Annotated in this window: 16 protein-coding genes; 10 read left to right on the plus strand and 6 right to left on the minus strand. The window is 48.5% G+C overall.

Annotated features, from left to right (window positions below; translation table 11 throughout):
* Positions 1–156: 156 nt before the first annotated feature.
* From NSS79_RS25010 to aldA, 4 genes are all read right to left on the minus strand, one after another.
* A complete protein-coding gene (locus NSS79_RS25010; protein ID WP_342436582.1) occupies positions 157–534 on the minus strand; it encodes a DUF4181 domain-containing protein in 378 nt (125 codons plus the stop codon).
* Positions 535–762: 228 nt separating this feature from the next.
* Positions 763–1,209, minus strand: a complete 447-nt coding sequence (locus NSS79_RS25015) for a hypothetical protein (protein ID WP_342436583.1) — start codon at positions 1,207–1,209, stop codon at positions 763–765.
* Positions 1,193–1,666 carry a MerR family transcriptional regulator gene (locus tag NSS79_RS25020; protein ID WP_342436584.1) on the minus strand — a complete coding sequence of 158 codons (474 nt, stop codon included), beginning with the start codon at positions 1,664–1,666 and terminating at the stop codon, positions 1,193–1,195. The genes NSS79_RS25015 and NSS79_RS25020 overlap by 17 nt, the downstream gene beginning before the upstream one ends.
* 1,057 nt (positions 1,667–2,723) lie before the next feature.
* The gene (gene aldA, locus NSS79_RS25025; protein ID WP_342436585.1) at positions 2,724–4,169 is read right to left on the minus strand and encodes an aldehyde dehydrogenase; all 1,446 of its coding nucleotides are present in this window, start codon (positions 4,167–4,169) and stop codon (positions 2,724–2,726) included.
* 167 nt (positions 4,170–4,336) lie between these two features.
* Here aldA and NSS79_RS25030 point away from each other — a divergent pair, with 167 nt between their 5' ends.
* The 3 genes from NSS79_RS25030 to NSS79_RS25040 are packed head-to-tail and all read left to right on the plus strand — an operon-like array spanning position 4,337 to position 7,177.
* Positions 4,337–5,101, plus strand: a complete 765-nt coding sequence (locus NSS79_RS25030; RefSeq protein ID WP_342436586.1) for a (Fe-S)-binding protein — start codon at positions 4,337–4,339, stop codon at positions 5,099–5,101.
* Entirely contained in the window at positions 5,082–6,509 is a 1,428-nt protein-coding gene (locus NSS79_RS25035) for a LutB/LldF family L-lactate oxidation iron-sulfur protein (protein WP_342436587.1), read from the plus strand. Before NSS79_RS25030 ends, NSS79_RS25035 begins: the two co-directional genes overlap by 20 nt.
* Positions 6,506–7,177: a lactate utilization protein C gene (locus NSS79_RS25040; protein ID WP_342436588.1), complete on the plus strand. Its 672-nt coding sequence runs from the start codon at positions 6,506–6,508 to the stop codon at positions 7,175–7,177. Before NSS79_RS25035 ends, NSS79_RS25040 begins: the two co-directional genes overlap by 4 nt.
* 88 nt (positions 7,178–7,265) lie before the next feature.
* Here the strand turns inward: NSS79_RS25040 and NSS79_RS25045 are convergent, their stop codons facing one another.
* Both NSS79_RS25045 and NSS79_RS25050 read right to left on the minus strand, forming a co-directional pair.
* A complete protein-coding gene (locus tag NSS79_RS25045) occupies positions 7,266–7,871 on the minus strand; it encodes a DUF1349 domain-containing protein (protein ID WP_342436589.1) in 606 nt (201 codons plus the stop codon).
* A 148-nt stretch (positions 7,872–8,019) separates the two neighbouring features.
* Positions 8,020–10,008, minus strand: coding sequence for a Na+/H+ antiporter (locus tag NSS79_RS25050; protein WP_342436590.1), 1,989 nt, complete (start codon positions 10,006–10,008; stop codon positions 8,020–8,022).
* 258 nt (positions 10,009–10,266) lie between these two features.
* Between NSS79_RS25050 and NSS79_RS25055 the strand changes: the two genes are divergently transcribed.
* The 7 genes from NSS79_RS25055 to NSS79_RS25085 all read left to right on the plus strand — a co-directional run bounded on the left by NSS79_RS25055 (position 10,267) and on the right by NSS79_RS25085 (position 20,150).
* Positions 10,267–10,932, plus strand: a complete 666-nt coding sequence (locus tag NSS79_RS25055) for a hypothetical protein (RefSeq protein WP_342436591.1) — start codon at positions 10,267–10,269, stop codon at positions 10,930–10,932.
* A 4-nt stretch (positions 10,933–10,936) separates the two neighbouring features.
* A complete protein-coding gene (locus NSS79_RS25060; RefSeq protein ID WP_342440434.1) occupies positions 10,937–12,643 on the plus strand; it encodes a GMC family oxidoreductase N-terminal domain-containing protein in 1,707 nt (568 codons plus the stop codon).
* A gap of 277 nt (positions 12,644–12,920) precedes the next feature.
* Positions 12,921–14,429, plus strand: a complete 1,509-nt coding sequence (locus NSS79_RS25065) for a spore germination protein (RefSeq protein WP_342436592.1) — start codon at positions 12,921–12,923, stop codon at positions 14,427–14,429.
* A 17-nt stretch (positions 14,430–14,446) separates the two neighbouring features.
* A complete protein-coding gene (locus NSS79_RS25070; RefSeq protein WP_342436593.1) occupies positions 14,447–15,616 on the plus strand; it encodes a Ger(x)C family spore germination protein in 1,170 nt (389 codons plus the stop codon).
* Positions 15,617–15,646: 30 nt separating this feature from the next.
* A complete protein-coding gene (locus tag NSS79_RS25075; protein WP_342436594.1) occupies positions 15,647–16,759 on the plus strand; it encodes an endospore germination permease in 1,113 nt (370 codons plus the stop codon).
* A 288-nt stretch (positions 16,760–17,047) separates the two neighbouring features.
* Positions 17,048–17,665: a TetR/AcrR family transcriptional regulator gene (locus NSS79_RS25080; RefSeq protein WP_340897041.1), complete on the plus strand. Its 618-nt coding sequence runs from the start codon at positions 17,048–17,050 to the stop codon at positions 17,663–17,665.
* A gap of 28 nt (positions 17,666–17,693) precedes the next feature.
* The gene (locus tag NSS79_RS25085; protein ID WP_342436595.1) at positions 17,694–20,150 is read left to right on the plus strand and encodes an MMPL family transporter; all 2,457 of its coding nucleotides are present in this window, start codon (positions 17,694–17,696) and stop codon (positions 20,148–20,150) included.
* Positions 20,151–20,273: the final 123 nt, after the last annotated feature.

Below are 20,273 nucleotides of genomic sequence, written 5' to 3' on the forward strand. Positions count from 1 at the left end.
AGAATTTGTTGCGTTAAACTGCCTCGTTAGCTTAATGAGGTCTCCTATTGGTCCGCGGCGGCCTTATGATGTGTTTTCTACACTAACGTTCTCCTTTAGTTGAATCAATTTTCACTAAAGTAAGCCATCTTAATAAACGCTAAAAAATCAATAATTTTAGAAAATAAAAATTAAAATGTATATTAATCCGACTGCTAATTTAATAAGTGAAATAACGTATTCTTTTGAGCCTTTCAAATACCTCCATTCGATAAAGGCATGTTGTCCCATGGCAACTATAAAAAATATTAACAAGAACCACTTAAGTGAGTTGATATTTGTTGTATCCAAAATGAAGAAGAAAATACAAAAACTAATGACAGCAAGTAGTCCTTTTACCCACCTATTGATATTCTTTCCAATAGTATCTGAAATTTTATTTAATTCTTCTACAATGAAATACTTCTTTATAGTTTGATCTATTAAGGCTAAAAGTATCAATAATAATGATATTGATAAACTCGTGGATTGTATATTTGAAATTGAATACGTCATAAACTACCCCCTTTTAGTATGTTTAATAAACATTACTATAAAGCCTTTTAAGACATGAAAATTATACCATTAATTAGGACGTTGAAATAAATGAATGTTGCGCTAAACTGCCCGTTAGCCAATCAAAAGCAGCCGTTCCTTTTGGACGGCTGCCGAGTTGGCTTTTTTCAATTATCGTTCCCCATTAGCGTATTGCAAATCACTGGCAGTGAAACGCAGTTTAGTTCTTCATACCTTCCTACTGTTTTGTGACGATTGACCTCCCAACTCTTTTCCCTTCATTCTTATTCCCAATATGATGAAAGCGACATAGATTAGGATGGCAATCGAATCGATTAACGTATCAGTAAGTGCCGAAACATCATAAAATGCCGTTACGCCGAGAATGACCATCAGACGAACGACCAGAAGTAAGACGATCGTCCATGCAGCTGACCGGATCTTCGAACGCTCGCTTTGAAATGACAGGATAATGAATACAATACCGAAGACCAGATTCTCTGCGGTGATAATGTGCCAGACATACCTAAATATTATCCGTGTATCCATGGCTATATCATTCACAAAGAGCGTCGGCAGTACAACGGATTGCCCGTTCCAAGCGTGCGTAACGGCAAACAGTATCGCAAGAACACCAGCAATCAGATAATAATAATTCTTAATTTTGATGTCCATCACAATCCTCCTTAGTTATTCCAGGATCCTTCTTGTGAAGATCCCGGTAAATCTCCTGAACGAACACTGCCAGCCGCTGGTCACTTTCACGATTAAAGTCCCTTAGCGATTCAACTGCTATGTCGAGCAACTGACTGACCTTTTCAAGATGTGCAATTTTCTTGCGCGTTTCTGCTTTTTTGGCATCAAGGAACTCAGCGACCTCCTGGTAATAAGCCGGATCTACACTCTGCATTCTGTGGAACTGAAACCTCCCCTTGATTTCTTCTAGAGAAAAGTCCGCATACTGCATGATTTGAATATTCATCAAATCGACGAGGTCGTCCTTCGAATACCTACGGTAAGAATTGTGTTCCCGGGAAGGCGATACGATTCCAATACGGTCATAGTACCGAAGCGTATCCTTCGGAATACCAAGTATCCGTGAAACCTCTTTTATAGAATATTGTTTTTCCATACATTTACAATAACATTGGAGTAAACTCCAATGTCAATTCGATTTCACTATTTTTTTCACACGGTATTCAAACAATCCTTACTACTATCCTTCTCCTTTCACTCAATGATTTACTTTGTTTCGGACGAATCAGATTGTTCTCTATTTTTAATAGTGTTTATTTGACACCATTCAAAATTCAGAAATAGCTTCCTTTTGTGCATTTGAAATAAAAAGGGAGTATATAGTATTTTTGTCGAATTTGCAGTAATAAACATATGCGAAGTAATGAATACAAACAAGCGTTTTCTGTCACGTCAATGTCTATAAATCCATGCATACAAGTTAGACATGTTAAAAAGTCGCGTTTCCGGCCTAGCTACTAGACACGCTGCAGAAAAAAACAAACCCGCCAGCATCTTTTAGTACGTGAGTTATTTTATGTATACCCGATTCTCAAACCATCACCGAACAAAGTAAACACCAGCTAACTTCGCCTTACGTTCTGCACACTGATATTCTGGGCCTATAGCCCCTCTAAGGGAGGATAAAATAAATCGAGAAAAAGCCATAGTTGAATTAGCCAAGCATTTAATTGAACAGTACTCCGGAAAACATGACGTATCTTTGCCGATCCCGACTAAATATCTAGCAAAAAAAGCCCTTATCGGGCTTAAAACTCAGTTTTTGCATCGTCTTTTCTTTCAGAATATCATTATTCGCTTGAATTTCTTTTTGAATCGGTAGCATTAAGTTGATTTGTTTAAATGACTTACTTGATCTAAAAATGATTTAAACATTACAGAACCAGCTTATAAATGCTTTTTAATCTGGGCAATCATTTCAACCTCCAGCTCAGCCACCCCAATCATAAGGTTGCCCCTTCTTTCATCCTCCATACAATACATGCAGTCCTTATTCTTCTCCATGTCCTACATCCTTTCTCCCCGTGATTATGTACAGCTCTATCCTGCTCCAAAAATTTGCTGTCTACAATTAAAAGAGTTACACCCCTCCACACAAAAAAACGGCCCTTTCGGACCGTATCGGATAAGTGCGTGATTCATATTCCACTAATTTAGTTGACCGATTTATCATACTGTAAATAAACTACATGGGTCTGGAGATATTCGTTCAAACCATGTTTGCCGTCCGCGCCGCCGATGCCGGATTTTCTCCACCCTGCATGGAAGCCTTGCATTGCTTCAAAGTTCTCGCGGTTAATATAGGTTTCCCCGTATTTGAGACGTTTGATGACTTTCATCGCAACGTTCAGATTCCGGGTATACAGGGAAGAGGTCAGTCCAAACTCACTGTCATTGGCGAGCGCAATCGCTTCATCCAGGTTAGCAAAAGAAATGATCGGGATAACCGGTCCGAAGATCTCCTCTTGTACAATTTCCATATCATTGGTGGCACCGGTAATGACCGTCGGCTCAAAAAAGCTGCCTGCTCCCTCTACCTTTTTACCGCCGCAGGCGATCTTGGCGCCCTCTTGTACTGCACGGTTTACCTTCTGCTGCACGGATTCCTGTGCCGCCTTGTTAATCAGCGGGCCCATATGAATATCCCTATCTTTCAGCGGATCGCCGTACTTCACCGCCTTCATCGCCTCAACCAGACGGGTGGTGAATTCGTCCTTGATCTTCTCATGCACATAGACCCGCTCCGCACAGTTGCAAACCTGCCCTGTATTGATCACCCGGGAATCCACGATTGCCTTAATAGCCAAATCCAGATCGGCATCATCCATAACAATGGCAGGCGCCTTGCCGCCAAGCTCCAGACTGACCTTGATGATATTTTCAGCAGCCGCCTTCATCACCTGTTGTCCTGCCGGCACACTGCCTGTTAGACTGACCATACCGACTTTAGGGTTACTGGCCAATTCATTGCCGACCTCTCCGCCTTTACCGGTAACCAGGTTGAACACGCCCTTAGGAAGACCAGCTTTATCAACAATTTTGCTAAAAGCCACCGCATTGTTCGGAGATTCAGCACTAGGCTTGACTACAATCGTATTTCCGGTGATCAGGGCCGGTGCCATTTTTCTGGCGATCAGAAAGAACGGGAAGTTCCATGGCAGAATGCCTGTGGTGACCCCAATCGCCCGTTTAAACACAAAAATATTCTCATTATCACGATCACTCTGAACAATTTCCCCTTCATAACGCCGTGCCCATTCTGCCATATAATCCATATAGTCTGCTGTAAAGTTAACCTCTACCGTGGACAATTCCAAGGTCTTACCTACTTCTTCGGAGATCAGTCTGGCAAGGATATCAACCTCTGCCCGAATCCCATCGGCAATGGCATGAAGGTACTTTCCTCTTTCAACCGCAGGTGTTTCCTCCCAGGCTGACTGGACTTCTTCCGCTGCGTTAATGGCACGCACCACATCATTCCTTGTAGCTTTGGGAACCTGTGAAATGACTTCATCTGTTGATGGATTGGTTACATTCATCCACTCGTTGCCTTCTGATTCCGTAAACTGGCCGTTGATATACATCAAATGCTTTTCCACTGTCTCTCCCCCTCAAGGTAGATTATTCCATTCGATCCTTTCTTAGTGTAAACGTTATCATTATTTTATGTCAACAACATTCACATTTTTTATTTGTTTTTGTGTTGTTTTTCATTGACTTCTTGAGTTAAGCTATTCTTATCAAGGTTGCATTGGGAGGGATCGAAATGAAAGTCAGTATTTTTTCGACTTGTTTAGTAGACCTTATGACCCCGAATGTCGGAATTGCTATGGTCCAAGTTCTCGAAAGGCTCGGCTGTGAACTCGACTTTCCGGCTTCCCAGGTGTGCTGCGGTCAACCTACTTATAACAGCGGTTATCTTGAAGATTCCAAGCTTGCGATGAAAAACATGATGCTTGCCTTCGAAAGCTCCGATTATGTCGTGGGTCCGTCCGGCTCCTGTATCGCTATGTTTCATGAATATCCGAAAATTTTCAAAGGAGATCCAGATTGGGAATTGAAAGCGGTTGCTTTAAAAGAGAAATCATATGAGTTCACACAATTCATCGTAAGGGTGCTTGGTATTACCGATGTTGGCGCAAGGCTTGAAGGCACCGCCACCTACCACCGTTCCTGCCACATGACAAGACTGCTGGGAGAAAAGGAAACCCCCTTCCAATTGCTTGAACAGGTACAGGGACTCCAACTGGAGCCGCTCAAAAACAGTGATAATTGCTGCGGCTTTGGTGGAACCTTTTCCGTGAAAATGCCTGAGATCTCCGAGCAAATGGTCGATGAAAAAAGCAGTTGTGTCGTTGAAACCGGAGCGGACATTCTGATCAGCGCAGATATGGGATGCCTGCTTAACATCGGCGGCCGCCTCTCCCGCAAGGGCGAACCTGTGAAAATAATGCATATTGCAGAAGTGCTGAACCATCACAATACTGCTTTTGCCAAGGAGGGAGCCAGACATGAGCCTTCAAACCGATAAGCGGGATTTCAGCGAACGGACTACAGATAGCCTCGGTAATCCCTTCATGAGAAGCGCCGTAAGCTCAGCCCAAGACAGCCTGAAGACCAGGCGCCTTTCCGCCGCGGCCTCTCTTGGGGATTGGGAGCAGTGGCGTACCATCGGCCAGCAAATCCGCCAGCATACGCTGAAACATCTGGATTATTACTTAGAGCAGCTGGCAGATAACATTGAGAAAAAGGGCGGGCACATCTATTTTGCAAAAACTAAAGAGGAAGCAAGCAGCTATATCCGGGACATCATCGTACAAAAAAAGGCTAAAAAAATCGTCAAATCCAAATCAATGGTCACCGAGGAAATTGAGCTGAATCATGTCCTGATGGAAGCAGGCTGCGAGCTGATCGAGACCGATCTTGGGGAATACATCCTTCAAATGGATGATTGGGACCCGCCTTCACATATTGTGGCCCCTGCGCTGCATAAAGACCGGACGCAAATCCATAAAGTATTCACTGAGAAGCTTGGATATACAGGCGATGAAAGCCCTGAGAACCTCGCCCGTTTTGCCCGGACGGTGCTGCGGCAAAAGTTCCTGGAAGCGGATGTCGGGATTACGGGCTGCAACTTTGCCATCGCTAACCTTGGAGCCATTAATCTGGTGACTAATGAAGGCAACGGTGATCTTACAGCCGCCATACCGAAAACGCATATCGCTGTGATGGGGATGGAACGAATCGTCCCGACACTTGAGGAGATGGAGGTTTTGGATAATCTGCTCTGCCGAAGTGCTGTGGGGCAAAAATTGACCAGTTATATTACCGTAATGGGCCCCTCGGCAGCCGGGGAAACGGATGGTCCGGAAGAGTTCCATTTAGTCGTAGTGGACAACGGCCGTTCCGAGATTCTGGGCAGCGAATTCAACGAAGCCCTGCAGTGCATCCGCTGCGGTGCCTGTCTTAACGTCTGCCCGGTCTACCGTCATATTGGCGGGCATGCTTACGGGTCCATTTATCCGGGTCCGATTGGGGCAGTAATCACCCCGCTGCTGGGCGGATACGATGACTACAAAGAGCTTCCTTTTGCCTCCAGCCTTTGTGCAGCCTGTACGGATGTCTGTCCGGTTAAAATCCCGCTTCACGAGCAGCTTATCTTGCACCGTCAGAAAATTGTGGAACAAAACAGAACCGGTGCAGGAGATAGACTTCAGATGAAGGCGGCAAGCCGTCTCCTGTCTTCCCAAGCTTTGTTCGGCAAAGCACTGCGGTTTGCGAACCCGGCCAGCCGGTTGATCAGCAGACAAGGACGGATTGTTAGAGGACCAGGCCTAGTCCGCGGCTGGATCAACGCTCGTGATCTTAGCCAACCGGTCAAGCAGCAAGACAGCTTCCGGGCGTGGTTTGACAAACGTAAAGGAGGGGCTGGCCAATGACGGTATCGGGCAAGGCGTCTTTTCTAAACACAATCGCCTCCAAGCTGGGGCGAGAACGTATACATGATGTTCAGCGGCCCGACCTGAAAGAGTGGATCCCAGACAGCTATGGCGATTTAACAACCGATGAGCTGATAGAGATTCTTAAAGAGCAGTGTTTTTTTATTCACACCCAGTTGATTGAGTCGAATCCCGAGATTTTGCAGAGAACATTGGATGATCTGATCCAAGCGAATGGCGGAGGTGCTGTAATCACTTCCGGAGATACCCGGTTTACCGATTATAGGTTAAACTTCCCGGATTCGTACGTCTGGGAGGAAGCGGCAGGAAGAGCAAAGAATATTCTCCGCTCCGAATCGGCCAATACCGCGATTGTCTTCGCCGACTACGCATTAGCCGAGTCAGGAACGATTGTCGTAGAAAGCCGCCCGGATCAAGGCCGCTCCCTCCACTTTCTGCCTGCCCATTATATTGCGATTATTGAAAAAAAGAGGCTCGTGCTTCGCTCCACTCAGGCCGCAGCCGATCTAAACCGGCGAGTTCAAGCAGGTGAGCCTATGGGCTCCTCCATCAACTTCATCTCCGGTCCTTCGAATTCAGCCGATATTGAAATGCAGCTCGTTGTCGGGGTTCATGGGCCCTTGAGAGCAACTTATGTACTAATTTAGCTTCTATGATTAATACAAAAAGAGGCCGTTCCATGCAGAGCGGCCAACGTATTACTTCCATATGATTCTCTATGTAACTGGTTGAATTTTATTCGCCAAACCGGATATTTTTTACTGTTCTATTAATCAATGAAAAATTTTGAAAAATCCGTTCCCCGCCTTGGCCTACCGGTGCCTGCGCTACAAGACCAACCTTAAGGGTCTGATCCACCGGTAAAGTGAAGAACCGCATCATGTCGAACTTGATCCCATCCAGCGAATAGTGGAAAGAGAATGCATTATCTACTCTAGCAACCTGCAGCCATACAATATTCCCGTTAATATTGCAGCCGTTGGCGTCGTCTGAAGTATGATTGGTTACAACGCTAACTACAGCATGGGTATCAAAGTCTGTCTTTTCAAAGCAGGCTTTGGCCCATACTTGAAAATCCTGCATCACCATAATCGTCGCCGAATCAAAAGTATCCTTGAAATCATGCGAAACCTGAACCCGCATCACAAAATCTCCGGTTACCTCTTTGTAGTAAAAGGGGGCATTTAAGAGACTTTCCGGGGTAATTCCTGTTTCCGAAATGGCACCATTATTACAGAAGAAATCCGTTTCAGCCGGTGCTTCAATAATCAGTTTGTCGTCTACATAGCTCGCCTTGCTTTGGTTGATCCACTCAAAATCATCAAAGATTGATTGTTCCATTCGAAATTCTCCTTTGATTGTTTTTCATACCATTGTAAGCAGTATCTTTTGGGGGGACGCTGGTACTCTAAGAAAGCATAAGTTATCCTATTTCAACGGTCAAGCCCCCTTTTGGATATGAATGCCTTCTGCGGCAAGACCGCCCTCCTTAACTCGTCTCTTCCCGCAGATCATGCTCCATGAAGAGGATATCGCGTTTCATTTCTTTCATGCCCTGTCTGGAGAGACGCCCTGTCTCGAACATGGATTGGATATGATCTCTCTCCAGCTGAATTCCGATCCGGGCCAGCTCCTGCATCGACATGTCGAACTCTTTTCGGGTGCCGGTGCCCGATTCGCTCCTTGTCAGGCGCAGCAGCATCCGTTCATATTGCAGAACTACCGAGTTGACTGCCTCCATATCCGGCGTTCCTTCTGTAAGCAGAGTTTTTAGCTGCTTAATAACATAAGCAATATTTTGAATTCTGAGGCTGTTCAATTCGGCGCGTCTTTCGCGGATGCTTAACCGGGCTTGCTGCAGCACTCCGACCACCTCATCCCAATGCTTAACGGGGAACAGTTCTCTTTTATACTGGGGATTCCGTGTGTGCATAAACAGCAGCCGGTTAATTCTGTTCAGATAACGGTACGCTGTATATGGATTCACTTCTTTTTTCTCCAGCGCTAGCAGTGTGTTCTCTCTTTCCCATTGCAGGACAGCCAGGCCCAAGGACTGCTGTACCTTATCCTTCTTCTCATCTTTCCTGAGCATTCGGATTCTGGAGGTATACGTATTGATGATCTGGGCAGTAGCCAGCCGGTTCTGGTCCGTGGTCAGGTCGTTTAATCCGCTAACAACATTCCTCAGAATCTCAATTTTTGCTTGAATCTCCTCCTCTTCCTGCTCTGTTTGCGTTTCTTTCCCCAATAAAAGCGGCAGCAGATAGTTCGAGGCCAGCAGGGTCCACAATATAACTCCGGCCGCCAGGAAAATGATCAGATCTCTGGCCGGAAATGCTGTGCCATCATCAAGAAAAAACGGCAGCGACAACGTACTCGCTAATGTGATCGTTCCCCGGACTCCTGACAGACTAAGGATAAGCGCCTTCTTGAACCTCAGCTGCCATGGGCCGCGCGGTTCGGTCCCTTCGGGAATATCCATCAGAAGCGCCCAGATAAGGCGCAGCCCGAGTACAGCCGCAGTCAATAGCAGCGTGTACATAATCACTTTAAAGTTCCCTATTTCCGGGCTGTTCCAAATCGTCTGAATAATCTCCGGCAGCTGGGTGCCAAGCAGCAGGAAGACCAGCCCGTTCAATACAAAAATAATGACCGACCAGGTGCTTTTGGAGACAATGCTAAGCTTGGCTACTTCGGGATTCATTTTCTTGTAACCGAAAGAATGGGCAATACCTGCAGCGACGACGGCAAGAATGCCGTTAACCCCCAATTCCTCGGCCGCCATAAAGATCGAAAAGGGAGTCAGGATCTCAATCAGCATGTGAAGCGTGACATTCTCCATTCCCAGTCTCCGCAGCCATTTCACCACTCCATATTTCACTAGTGTGAGCAGAAGACCCAGCACCACACCGCCTAGTGAAATGGAAATGAAGCTGAGCCCGGCGGATTTGAAGGAGAACACCCCAGTGACCATAGCGGCCACGGCAAATTGAAAGGAAACCAGACCCGATGCGTCATTTATTAAGGATTCTCCCTCAAGAATTTGCATCGTCCGGTGGGGGATTTTGACTTTCTGCTCCAGTGCACCCACGGCCACGGCATCGGTAGGCGCTAATGCAGCCGCCAGTGCAAAGGATGCCGCCAGCGGGATGACCGGAAGCAGCCAATTAAGGAAATATCCCATGACCCCTACCGTTACAAAGACCAGACCCAGCGCCAGCAAAAGAATGGGCTTCTTCAGCTTCCAAAGGGCTTCTTTGTCGGCATGCCTGCCGTCATTGAACAGCAGCGGGGCAATGAACAGCAACAAGAACAGCTCCGGATTTAGTTTCAGTTCGTAGTGCAAAGGCAGCCAAGTGATCACCATCCCCAGCACGATTTGAATAATAGGCACGGAGACCGAAGGGATAAACCGGTTCACTAAGTTGGATAAAGAGACTGCAGCCAGCATCAGCAAAATATATTCAAACAATTCCAAAAGATCTTACCTCCATATCTGAGAATTCATTTTAATGTAAGATAAATGTTTAAACTGAATGTAAATCATCTTGGCACTCAGGTATTTTTATCGGGCATCACCGGTAACTTCGTTAATACAGCTGCTCAATTTATTCAACTCTTTAAGAGTTCAGATTCTTGCTGCTGAACAGCGTCTAAAGTGAAATCTGAGGAATAGGTATCTATATACGGGAAACTGGGGACCAGCAAAATCCGTTATAGCAAAGGGGGATTTGTCATGCATCCGGCTGCAACCTACGCCGCAACCTTCTCTCCCCATACCTGTACCACATTTCGCGCGCTTGTTGAAGCAATAATCCCAAATACTGCGACAGGCTCCGTATACGGGGACGAGCAAACTGCAGGTGCTGTTAATTTATGTATTCACGAGTATATGATCTGGGAGCTGGACCACTCTCTTTCGCTTGTGCAAGGATTTTATTTGACAGTTGTACCGCTATCCGCTCCTGTCGCCGGGTTACTCAATTGTGGTGCCGTTCAATTCGTCGCCTCCGGACAGATGCAGGATTGTATTGATTATTCCGTTTGGGCGGGAAGTCCCTTCGCCTCCCTTCGCCCTGCAGACCGGATTCGTGTGCTAGCCATGCTGGAGCATGCGGACCTCGATCTTGGAACTGTACCGCCCCCCTTCCGGAATGATGCAGGTCTTATACGGTATATCATAGATTTCCTCAACAGACAGACCATGTTTGGGAACTATTCGGAATGGCCGGCATATGGAAAGACCCGGCTCAGTGTTCCGACGAAGCGGAGACTGGAAGGGTTTCCGGTGGGTTGGATACAAGCGGAATACCCGGGAATTGTCCCTGGTTATCGAGCCCTGCTTGGTACTGTGTTGACCATTGAGCGACAAGGAGGGGGATCATCTATTGTGTGCAGCTGAGACCATGTTCGATGCTGATGTAATTGTTATCGGGTCCGGCGGCGGAGGTGCCGTTGCGGCTAAAGAGCTTGGAGAAGCCGGGCTGAAGGTGCTGGTACTGGAAGCAGGGGCATGGTACGGAAACAAGCAATGGGTGAATCCGAACAGTGAACACGGCGGAGAATGGAGCGCTGATTACAAGGATTTGGATATCGGGATTTACAAGAAGGTCTTCAATGCGTATGAGAACAATATGAATGATGTAGTATCCGGTGTATTCCGCTTTGGGCCTGCTGACCGGCGCCGTACCCCATGGCACCGTATTATGCGGCAGAAGGGCGATATTTGGCAGGCTTCCGGAGTCGGCGGAACGACGCAGCATTACTGGGGACAGTCGCCGCGGGCTTTTCCCCTGGCCGTTGACCAGGTGTGGCCGCTCAGCTACCGGGAGCTGATTCCTTATTACGAGCAAGCCGAAGCCACACTGCCCGTTCAATTTGCGCCGACAACACCTAAAGAAGAGCTTTTTTATTATGGTGCCAAGAAAGCCGGATGGCAGCTGAATCCTACGCTGAACGTAACCACTCCGGGATACCGGCCGAATCCCAATGCCATTTTGCCGCCCAACGAGCATCTGATGGATACCAAGTTTTCGCTTGATCAATTATCCAGTATGGAAGGCTGTACACTGAGAGGGAATTGCGTCAATGGATGCGCGTCGGGCCCTTCTGTTGACAGAATAGCCAAACGAAGCACGCTGGTCAGTTATGTCCCGCTCGCTCTGAAAACCGGCAATGTTGCGATCCGGCCCAATTCCTTCGTCATCAAAATTCTTACGGCGCACGACCCCAAGGAAGGAATCCGCGCGAGCGGTGTTCAGTTCCGGGATACGTGGACAGGAGAAATCGGTGAACTGACAGCCCGGACAGTCATTATGGCAGCCGGCTGTATCGAATCACCGCGTCTGTGGCTGAATTCGGATCTCCCCCGTAACGAATGGGTGGGAAGAGGCTTGACCAATCATTGCTTTGATTGGGTTGGCGGCGTGTTTGATGAGAAGGATCTTATGAGTATTATGGGTCTGCCGGCAGTCTATCCGTATGTGGGTCATACTTCGGGAGCCAGGGTCGACATTCCCGGAACAGGGATCTTCCAGGTTTCATGCCTAAGTCCCGGAATAATGTCCTTCCTGACTTATGGCTTCAGTGAAGCGGGATATGACGCACTGAACCCGCCGGAGCCTGGTGCGCCATGGAATATTCGCGGCAGGGTCGTCGGTCCTCGGCTGAAGGACTTGATGATGAACTATAGCCGGACGATGACGATGCTGCTGCTGACGGATGATGAAACGCTCTACCGCAACAGGGTTGAGGTTGACCCTCTGCTGAAAGACGAACATGGCCCGATCCCGATCATTTATTACACCCCCAGCGTGAAGACACTCAAGAGGCGCGATCAACTGGCAAGATATGCTTCGGAAACCTTGCGGCAGGCCGGTGCCAGGCAGATTATCCGTTCGGATACCCCTTTCGGATTTATGCTCCATCTGGAAAGTACGATGCGGATGGGCTATGTCACCGATACGAACTGTGAAGCGCTGCAAGTGAAACGCTTGTTCATTGCAGATAACAGTGTGCACTTCAACGGAATCGGCGGGCCTAATCCGACACTTACGACCCAGGCGCTGGCCACACGGACAGCGGAGAAGATCGTAACAAAGTATTTTAGCTAATCCCCCATTGCGGTGGAATAATACAGCAATGCTCCCGATAAGGCAATAATCAACAAGAAGGCCATAGCCTTTCCAAGAACCTTCATTCTCCTTCACACCCTTTCCGCAACCATCCTGTTGTTCTGGATGAAGTATGTACAGCGGCAGGGAAAATATACCCAAGTAGAACCGGCTATCTCACAAGGTCTGAACTAACCTTGCAGATAGCCTTTTTCTTATGTAATTGGATAATCCAGTAATAGATGGAGAATGTTATCTGAAAAGGGGGGGCAGGCTGATGAAACTGAAAAAAAAGGCAACGAATCCTTTTTCTCAAAAACTGAAGGCGCTTGAGCCTGAAATTGACTTGAACATCTCTGAGCGGCTGGACGACAATGAAACGGCCATTACTCAAGTATTTGCGAATTGCTCCGACCTTGTCGTGCGGAGGCTCCTTATGTTCGGGTCCATGCCCGCCATGGTGGTTTATCTTGATGTTCTAATCGACAAGCAGCTTTGGGATGACGGCTTCCTGGAGCCTTTGATGCAACAGGAGACACCTCCGATTGACAGCTCCTCTCAGCTCAAGGAGCAGCTTGAATTTAGATTTTCTTCCATTGTGCAGCCCGCGGTTGTCTTGACCATGAAAGAAACCGCTGGACGTATTGTCAGCGGGGAGACCGTCCTGTTCGTTGAATCCTCCCCTCAGGCATTTGCCTTTGCACTCAAAGATAAACTGAACCGGCCGCTGGATGAACCCTCAACGGAAGCGGTTATCCGCGGTCCACGATACGGATTCATCGAGAAAATGGATATTAATCTTGCTCTTATTCGTCATCGGCTCCGCACCCCCCGGCTGAAGACGGAAAAGCTTAGTGCCGGTAGTCTCTCCCGTACTGATATTACCATTGTCTACATTGAGGATATTGCCAAGAAGAGTGTGGTAGATGAAGTGAAAAGACGCATAGCGGGAATTGACATGGACAGCGTGCTCGAATCCGGCTATATCGAGGAATTGATCTGCGACCATCCTTATTCGCCCTTCCCTGTCATCCAGGCGACCCAGCGTCCTGATATGGCTTCAGGTTCTTTGATTGAAGGCAAGGTTGCCGTTCTCACCGACGGCTCGCCAATGGTCCTTATCCTGCCCGTTACCTTCTGGTTCGGGTTTCAGTCCGCAGAGGACTATTATATGAAATTCATGTATGCCACGATGCTGCGCTGGCTGAGATATTTGTTCGCCTTTTTTGCCATGACCCTACCTTCCATATTTATTGCAGTTACTACGTTCCACCAAGAGATGATTCCGACAAGTTTAACTTTAAGTCTTGCAGCTGCCCGTGAGGTTGTTCCTTTCCCGGCAATCGTGGAGGCGCTGATCATGGAAATCACGTTCGAGGCCTTGCGCGAGGCAGGAATTCGCCTTCCCCGTCCTGTAGGCCAGACGATCAGTATTGTAGGTGCGCTTGTTATAGGACAAGCTGCAGTTCAGGCAGGCATCATTTCGGCCACGATCATCATTGTCGTATCCATAACAGGAATCTCTTCTTTTCTGATACCTAATCCGGGAATGAGCCAGGCGATCAGCATTATACGCTTTCCACTCATGCTGCTCGCTGCAACATTCGGCCTTTATGGACTGGGTATCGGCTTACTGGCTGTGCTGGTGCACCTGGTAAATTTGCGTTCCTTTGGTGTGCCTTATATGACTCCCCTTGCACCTGTAAATTCCAACGGACTGGGTGATACATTGTTGAGGGCCCCGTGGCAAATCATGAGGAAACGCCATAAACATACAAGGCGTTAATTGGAGTGGGATAGAACATGAACAAAGTGGCAATTGCATGCAGATGTGTGGTTCTCCTGATCATCCTCAGTATGACGACCGGCTGCTGGGACCGCAGAGAAATGGATGATCTCGCATTGATTATGGGCAGTGGGATCGACCTTACAGATAACGGACTGATTGAGTTATCTTATCAAATTGCGCTGCCCACGGGAATACCGAGTGCTGTGAAATCAGGGGGACCCCAGAAAAAGGTAGTAGTCATCTCGGCTAAGGGAAATGATATTCAAGAAGCCGTTAGCCGAATACAGGAGCAAATGTCCAGATACATTTATTTTGGGCACCGGGAGATATTCTTAATTGGCGAAAACTGCGCACGGCATGGCCTCAACCAAATTGAGGATCTGTTTACACGATTCCCCGAGACCCGTTACAACAGCTACGTATTAACAACTTATGGAGCAACAGCCAAAGAAATTTTAAGCTCACCCTATCCAATGGAGCTTATTCCGGCACTCGCAATCAGCAAAATTCAAAGCAGCAGGCTCAGCTTCTCCGTGAAGTTCGATAAATTTCTGGAGGACTTATCATCGCCTGGAACATCGCCGGTAACTGCAGCAATCCGGGTCGTCCATAAAGGTACCGATAAAGAATCAATTGCAATCGACAGGGCTGCAGTCTACCTTGGCAATAAATTGAGCGGATTTATTCCCCCCGATGAACTTGAGCTGCTGCGCTGGTGGATAGGAGACCCCTATCGCCTGGGATTTACCATTCAAGCTGAGCCGGAAGACAAGGACTACAAAGGGACCATCAGTGTCAAGTCTTCGAAGAGCAGTGTAAAGGTTAAGACGTTGATAAAAAATGAGCACCCCGAGGCCAAAGTCTCCTTCCGCACTTTACTCCGGGTGGTCTCTAACAATTCGAGGCTTGATTTGAACAGTGCCCGGGATAGAAAAATTGTAGAAAAACAATTCTCCGAGCAATTGCACACCAGGATTGAGAGCATGCTGACACATGTTCAAAAAGAGATGAAGTCGGATATCTTTGGTATTAGTGAGGAAATCCATATCGAACATCCTTATTACTGGAAAAAAATACAGGACTCCTGGAATGACTTCTTCCCCGGAATGCCAGTGACCATAGAGGTTGACATCCAAATTGAACAAATAGGAAAAACGCAAGGCCGTGCTTATTTGAAAAAATAGCAAATCCAAAAAATGAAGAGGATGCTCACAATGAATCTGAAAATCTCGGGCATGCAGGTATTCTGGCTCATCTTCAGTATGAACCTCGGCATGACACTGGTCATGACGATTACACCAAGCCTGCAGGCTGCCAAGCAGGATGCATGGATTTCGATTATCTTGGCAGGCTGCATCGCATTGCTGATTGCCGTACTGGTAACGCAAGTTGCCAGACTGTTCCCAGGTAAAAGTCTGATTGAATACAGTGAATTGATTCTCGGAACAGGGATAGGCAAACTGGTAATTATGATCTATCTTGTTCAGTGGTATACAATCCTCCCGATTGTACTTCGCCAGTTTACCGACCTTGTTAATATAATGCTGCTTCCGGAAACGCCTAAAGAATCAATTATTCTGCTGATGGTTCTGTTAATTACTTATGCGACCTATGCGGGAGGGATCGAAGGGATTGCCCGCTGCAGCGAATTCCTGGGACCGGTCATTATAATCATGGTCCTGCTTGTTCTGCTCGCCAATGGTAACAATATTCACTGGAAGCATATCCTTCCTGTCTATGCGGATAGCGGAATAAAGGAGATTATGCGCGGTTCACTCGCCCCTGCTTCTTATCTTGGCCATTCTGTCGAGTACCTTATGTTTGCTTCATTTCTGCGGCAGCCCCGTAAAGAGGGGCGTTATGCGGTCAGGGCGGTATTGGTTGCAAACTTCATGGTACTCATCACCACCATAATGACCATTGTCATCCTTGGTGTCAATCTTAGCCCTAACATGTGGTATCCTTTTTTCGCAATGACTCAAAAAATATCGTTGTTTGGTTTCGTAGATAACTTCGACGCGGTTCCTGTCGTGATCTGGATTTCAAGTGTATTCATTAAGCTGGCCGTCTATCTCTTCTTAGTAAGCTATGGAACCGCCCAATTTCTGAAGGTACGCAACTGGAAGCTGATGATTTGGTTCATTGCTCCGGTAATGTTCGCCTTTGCGCTGATTCCGCAAAATGTAACGGAGGCCACAACGAATTATATGCAGCGCTACTGGGTGCCTGTTGCGTTGCCTGTGAACATGCTGGGCCTCCCAATGCTTTTATTACTTGTTGGATTATGGCGGAAGGTGAAGGGCACTCCCTCTCTGGAGGGTAAATGATTCTGCATTTGACTTCAATCACCCTAATGCAACCATCCCTCCTGTCAATCTCATGCATACCCAGTTTTGATAGAATTGAGCCATCCATGCTAATCATGTTGTCACTTAACCCGTAATTGCTGCCGTCAGCATAATCATTGCCTGTTACATAAATGCTCTGGTCATTCACGAGAGGACCCGGCGGCGAAGATTGCCCATTGTGCATTTTTGCTCATTGGGCAATAATATAGAAGTAGCAAATAGAGAGCAGAGCATCCTCTGCACTCAAGAAAGGAGGTCGCATGGAACTTGAACCCCAAGCCGACACTGCGCGATAAAAAGAAGGAAGCCACGGCCTTTGCCTTAGCCCAATCCGCCTTCGAGCTTGCGCTGGAACTGGGTATGGACGGCTTCATTGTCGATGATGTTGTCCAGAAGGCCGGCTACTCCCGGCGGACCTTTGCCAATTACTTCTCGTGCAAAGAGGAGGCGGTAGCAGAGTATTTTATGGGCAACATTTCAAAAGAGGACAAGAACATACTGTTAACAGGCTTGCCTCCGGATGCAACACCGCTGGATGCCTTGTACAACTTGCTCAAGCTGCAGTTTACTTCCGAGTTTCTGTATCAATTACGCCAGTTCGTATCACTTGCGAATCAGTATCCGTCGCTGGAGCCTTATATCCTCAGCGTATTCCGCCGTTTGCAGATCGCTGCACAGCAGACGCTCGAGCAGTTCTCTCACGGACGTTACGCCGACGGATATACCCATCTTCTTGCAGGTGCTGTCTACGGAGCGTTCGTGCCGATTCTGGACGGACGGCTCAACGTAATGCTGCCGGGAGAAGCACAGGATGAACACTCCGGTGCTATGTCGTTTGATCAATATTTGAATTCCATGTTTGCTTATTTACGCAACGGCTTCTAAACCAGAGATAAAAAGGAGAAACCATTTCATGTCAACATTTCTGTACCGATTGGGAAAATCGGCTTATTCCAAACCATGGTATTTCCTTACAGCCTGGATTCTTATTCTCGGTGTTGTAGGCGCCCTGCTAGGCGTCAATGGCATCCAGTCCAGCTCCGAAATGAAAATTGAAGGCACGGAATCGCAAAAAGTGCTGGATATGCTGGCTGAAGAGCTTCCTGCTGCTGCCGGCGGCCAAGCGAGCGTTGCCTTCACCGCACCTGACGGAGAACGGCTGGACACGCCGGAGCGGACAGCGCTGATTCTGAAGGCTATCAATGATGTCTACAGCATGGACTATATCATCAACCCGGCCGACCTGGCCGCGCAAGCCGCCGCTGCTGCGGGACAAGCTACAGGAGCAGACCCTTCGGCCGCAGCAGGTCAGACTGATGCTGCGGGACAAACCGCTGCCGGTGCACAATCTGCCACTGCTGACCCTTCGGCCGCAGCGGGTCAGACTGATGCTGCGGGACAAGCCGCTGCCGGTGGTCAATCTGCCACTGCAGATCCTTCGGCCGCAGCGGGTCAAGCGGCGGATGCAGCTCAGGCAGCTCCTTACGGACCGCTGTTGGCTGACGGTGTCCCGGTTCCCGGCGTCATGTTATCCGCCGACGGCAGCATCGCCTTGTTCCAGTTTCAATTTACCGTTCAGCAGTCGTCACTGCCATCTTCCGTACCGGATAACATCATCAACACTGTGACCAAAGTCGAGCAGGCAGGCTCTGGCATCACAGCCATTCCGAGCGATTCGCTGAAGAGTATTCCGTCCATCGGATCGACGGAAGCGGTAGGCGTTGTCGTTGCAGCGATTGTGCTGTTTATTACGCTTGGCTCGGTCGTTGCCGCAGGGTTGCCGCTGATCACCGCACTCCTTGGCGTCGGGATCAGCGTCGGCGGAGCGTTTGCCCTCTCAAGTATCATCCAGATGAACGACATCACGCCGATTCTGGCCATTATGATCGGTCTGGCTGTCGGCATCGACTACTCGCTGTTCATCGTCAACCGGCAGCGACGGTTGATTCTCGATGAGAAATTAAGCGCCGGCGAAGCAGCAAGCCGGGCATTAGGTACCGCCGGCAGCGCCGTATTTTTCGCCGGACTGACCGTTATCATTGCCCTATGCGGAATGCTGGTCATCGGCATTGGCTTCCTGTCGACCATGGCTCTGGTGGCCGCTGTCAGCGTTCTGATCAACGTCCTGCTGGCGCTGACCCTGCTGCCTGCGCTGCTGGGTCTGGTCGGTGAACGGATCTGCACCGCTAAAGCCCGCTCCAAGAACGTTGCTTCCGTTAACAAAGCCCGCCAAGGGTTCTCACACCGCTGGGCGAACGCTACCGTGAAATACCGCTGGATCATCATTATTCTGGTCGTTCTGGGTCTTGGAACAGCGGCGATCCCGGTAACAAAAATGGAGCTGGGTATTCCGTCCGGTGCTTCGGCGAACCTGGACACCCCGGCACGCCAGAGCTATGACATTATCTCCAAGGGCTTCGGTGAAGGCTTCAACGGACCGCTGCTGCTGGTGGCCCAGCCGAACAACCCGTCCGGCAAGATTTCTATGCAGACACTGGGCAAGCTGGTTCAGGAGCTGCAAATGCATGATAACGTCACGCTGGTGTCCCCAATGGGTGTCAATGCGACCGGAGATATCGCCATTATCAGTCTAATTCCAAAAACCGGCCCGACAGATGCAGCGACAAGAGATCTGGTGCAGGATCTGCGCGATCCTGCTTCCGGCCTCGCATCCGGGAATGATGTTAAGCTTGGCGTGACTGGCTTTACCGCCATTAATATTGATATGTCCTCCAAGCTTTCCGATGCTTTCCCAATATATATTGGCATCATCGTAATTCTGTCGCTAATCATCCTGCTGCTCGTTTTCAGATCAGTCATCGTTCCGATCAAAGCGACAGTTGGCTTTATTCTCAGCGTCCTCGCCACCTTTGGCCTTACCACAGCCGTGTACCAGTGGGGATGGCTGCACTCCCTGTTCGGTTTTGACACAGGAGGTCCGCTGCTCAGCTTCATGCCGATTCTGGTCACCGGCATCCTGTACGGGCTGGCGATGGACTATCAGGTGTTCCTGGTCAGCTCCATGCGCGAGGCTTACGTCCACGGACGCCGTGGCAACGACAGCGTCGTTCACGGCTATGATCTCGCTAGCCGCGTCGTGCTCGCAGCGGGCATAATCATGGTTTCCGTCTTCGCCGGCTTTATCTTCGCACCTGACGCGATGATTAAGCAGATCGGCTTCGCGCTGGCCTTCGGTATCCTGATCGATGCCTTCATCATCCGTATGACGCTCGTTCCGGCCGTAATGGCAGTCTTTGGAGACAAAGCCTGGTGGCTTCCAAAATGGCTGGACCGTCTGCTTCCGAACCTCGATGTCGAGGGCGATAAGCTGATCGCTAAGCTCCATGCCGAGGGTGGAGAGAAGAAATAAGAAGAGGACGGCTGTTAGACCGTCCTCCCAAATCCTTAAAGAGCAGAGCCTGCGGACAATGTCTGCAGGCTCTGCTCTTTGTATTACAGCCCAATAGATTCATCGGGCGCAATCTCCCGTTCT

It is taken from the genome of Paenibacillus sp. FSL L8-0436 (assembly GCF_038593025.1).
Lineage (GTDB): Bacteria > Bacillota > Bacilli > Paenibacillales > Paenibacillaceae > Paenibacillus_AQ.

What these genes read in the sequence shown, in the direction of transcription:
- NSS79_RS25010 (WP_342436582.1), bottom strand. Translation starts at nt 534, where the DNA reads ATGACGTATTCAATTTCAAATATACAATCCACGAGTTTATCAATATCA.
- NSS79_RS25015 (WP_342436583.1), bottom strand. Translation starts at nt 1,209, where the DNA reads ATGGACATCAAAATTAAGAATTATTATTATCTGATTGCTGGTGTTCTT.
- NSS79_RS25020 (WP_342436584.1), bottom strand. Translation starts at nt 1,666, where the DNA reads ATGGAAAAACAATATTCTATAAAAGAGGTTTCACGGATACTTGGTATT.
- NSS79_RS25030 (WP_342436586.1), top strand. Translation starts at nt 4,337, where the DNA reads ATGAAAGTCAGTATTTTTTCGACTTGTTTAGTAGACCTTATGACCCCG.
- NSS79_RS25035 (WP_342436587.1), top strand. Translation starts at nt 5,082, where the DNA reads ATGAGCCTTCAAACCGATAAGCGGGATTTCAGCGAACGGACTACAGAT.
- NSS79_RS25040 (WP_342436588.1), top strand. Translation starts at nt 6,506, where the DNA reads ATGACGGTATCGGGCAAGGCGTCTTTTCTAAACACAATCGCCTCCAAG.
- NSS79_RS25045 (WP_342436589.1), bottom strand. Translation starts at nt 7,871, where the DNA reads ATGGAACAATCAATCTTTGATGATTTTGAGTGGATCAACCAAAGCAAG.
- NSS79_RS25055 (WP_342436591.1), top strand. Translation starts at nt 10,267, where the DNA reads ATGCATCCGGCTGCAACCTACGCCGCAACCTTCTCTCCCCATACCTGT.
- NSS79_RS25060 (WP_342440434.1), top strand. Translation starts at nt 10,937, where the DNA reads ATGTTCGATGCTGATGTAATTGTTATCGGGTCCGGCGGCGGAGGTGCC.
- NSS79_RS25065 (WP_342436592.1), top strand. Translation starts at nt 12,921, where the DNA reads ATGAAACTGAAAAAAAAGGCAACGAATCCTTTTTCTCAAAAACTGAAG.
- NSS79_RS25070 (WP_342436593.1), top strand. Translation starts at nt 14,447, where the DNA reads ATGAACAAAGTGGCAATTGCATGCAGATGTGTGGTTCTCCTGATCATC.
- NSS79_RS25075 (WP_342436594.1), top strand. Translation starts at nt 15,647, where the DNA reads ATGAATCTGAAAATCTCGGGCATGCAGGTATTCTGGCTCATCTTCAGT.
- NSS79_RS25085 (WP_342436595.1), top strand. Translation starts at nt 17,694, where the DNA reads ATGTCAACATTTCTGTACCGATTGGGAAAATCGGCTTATTCCAAACCA.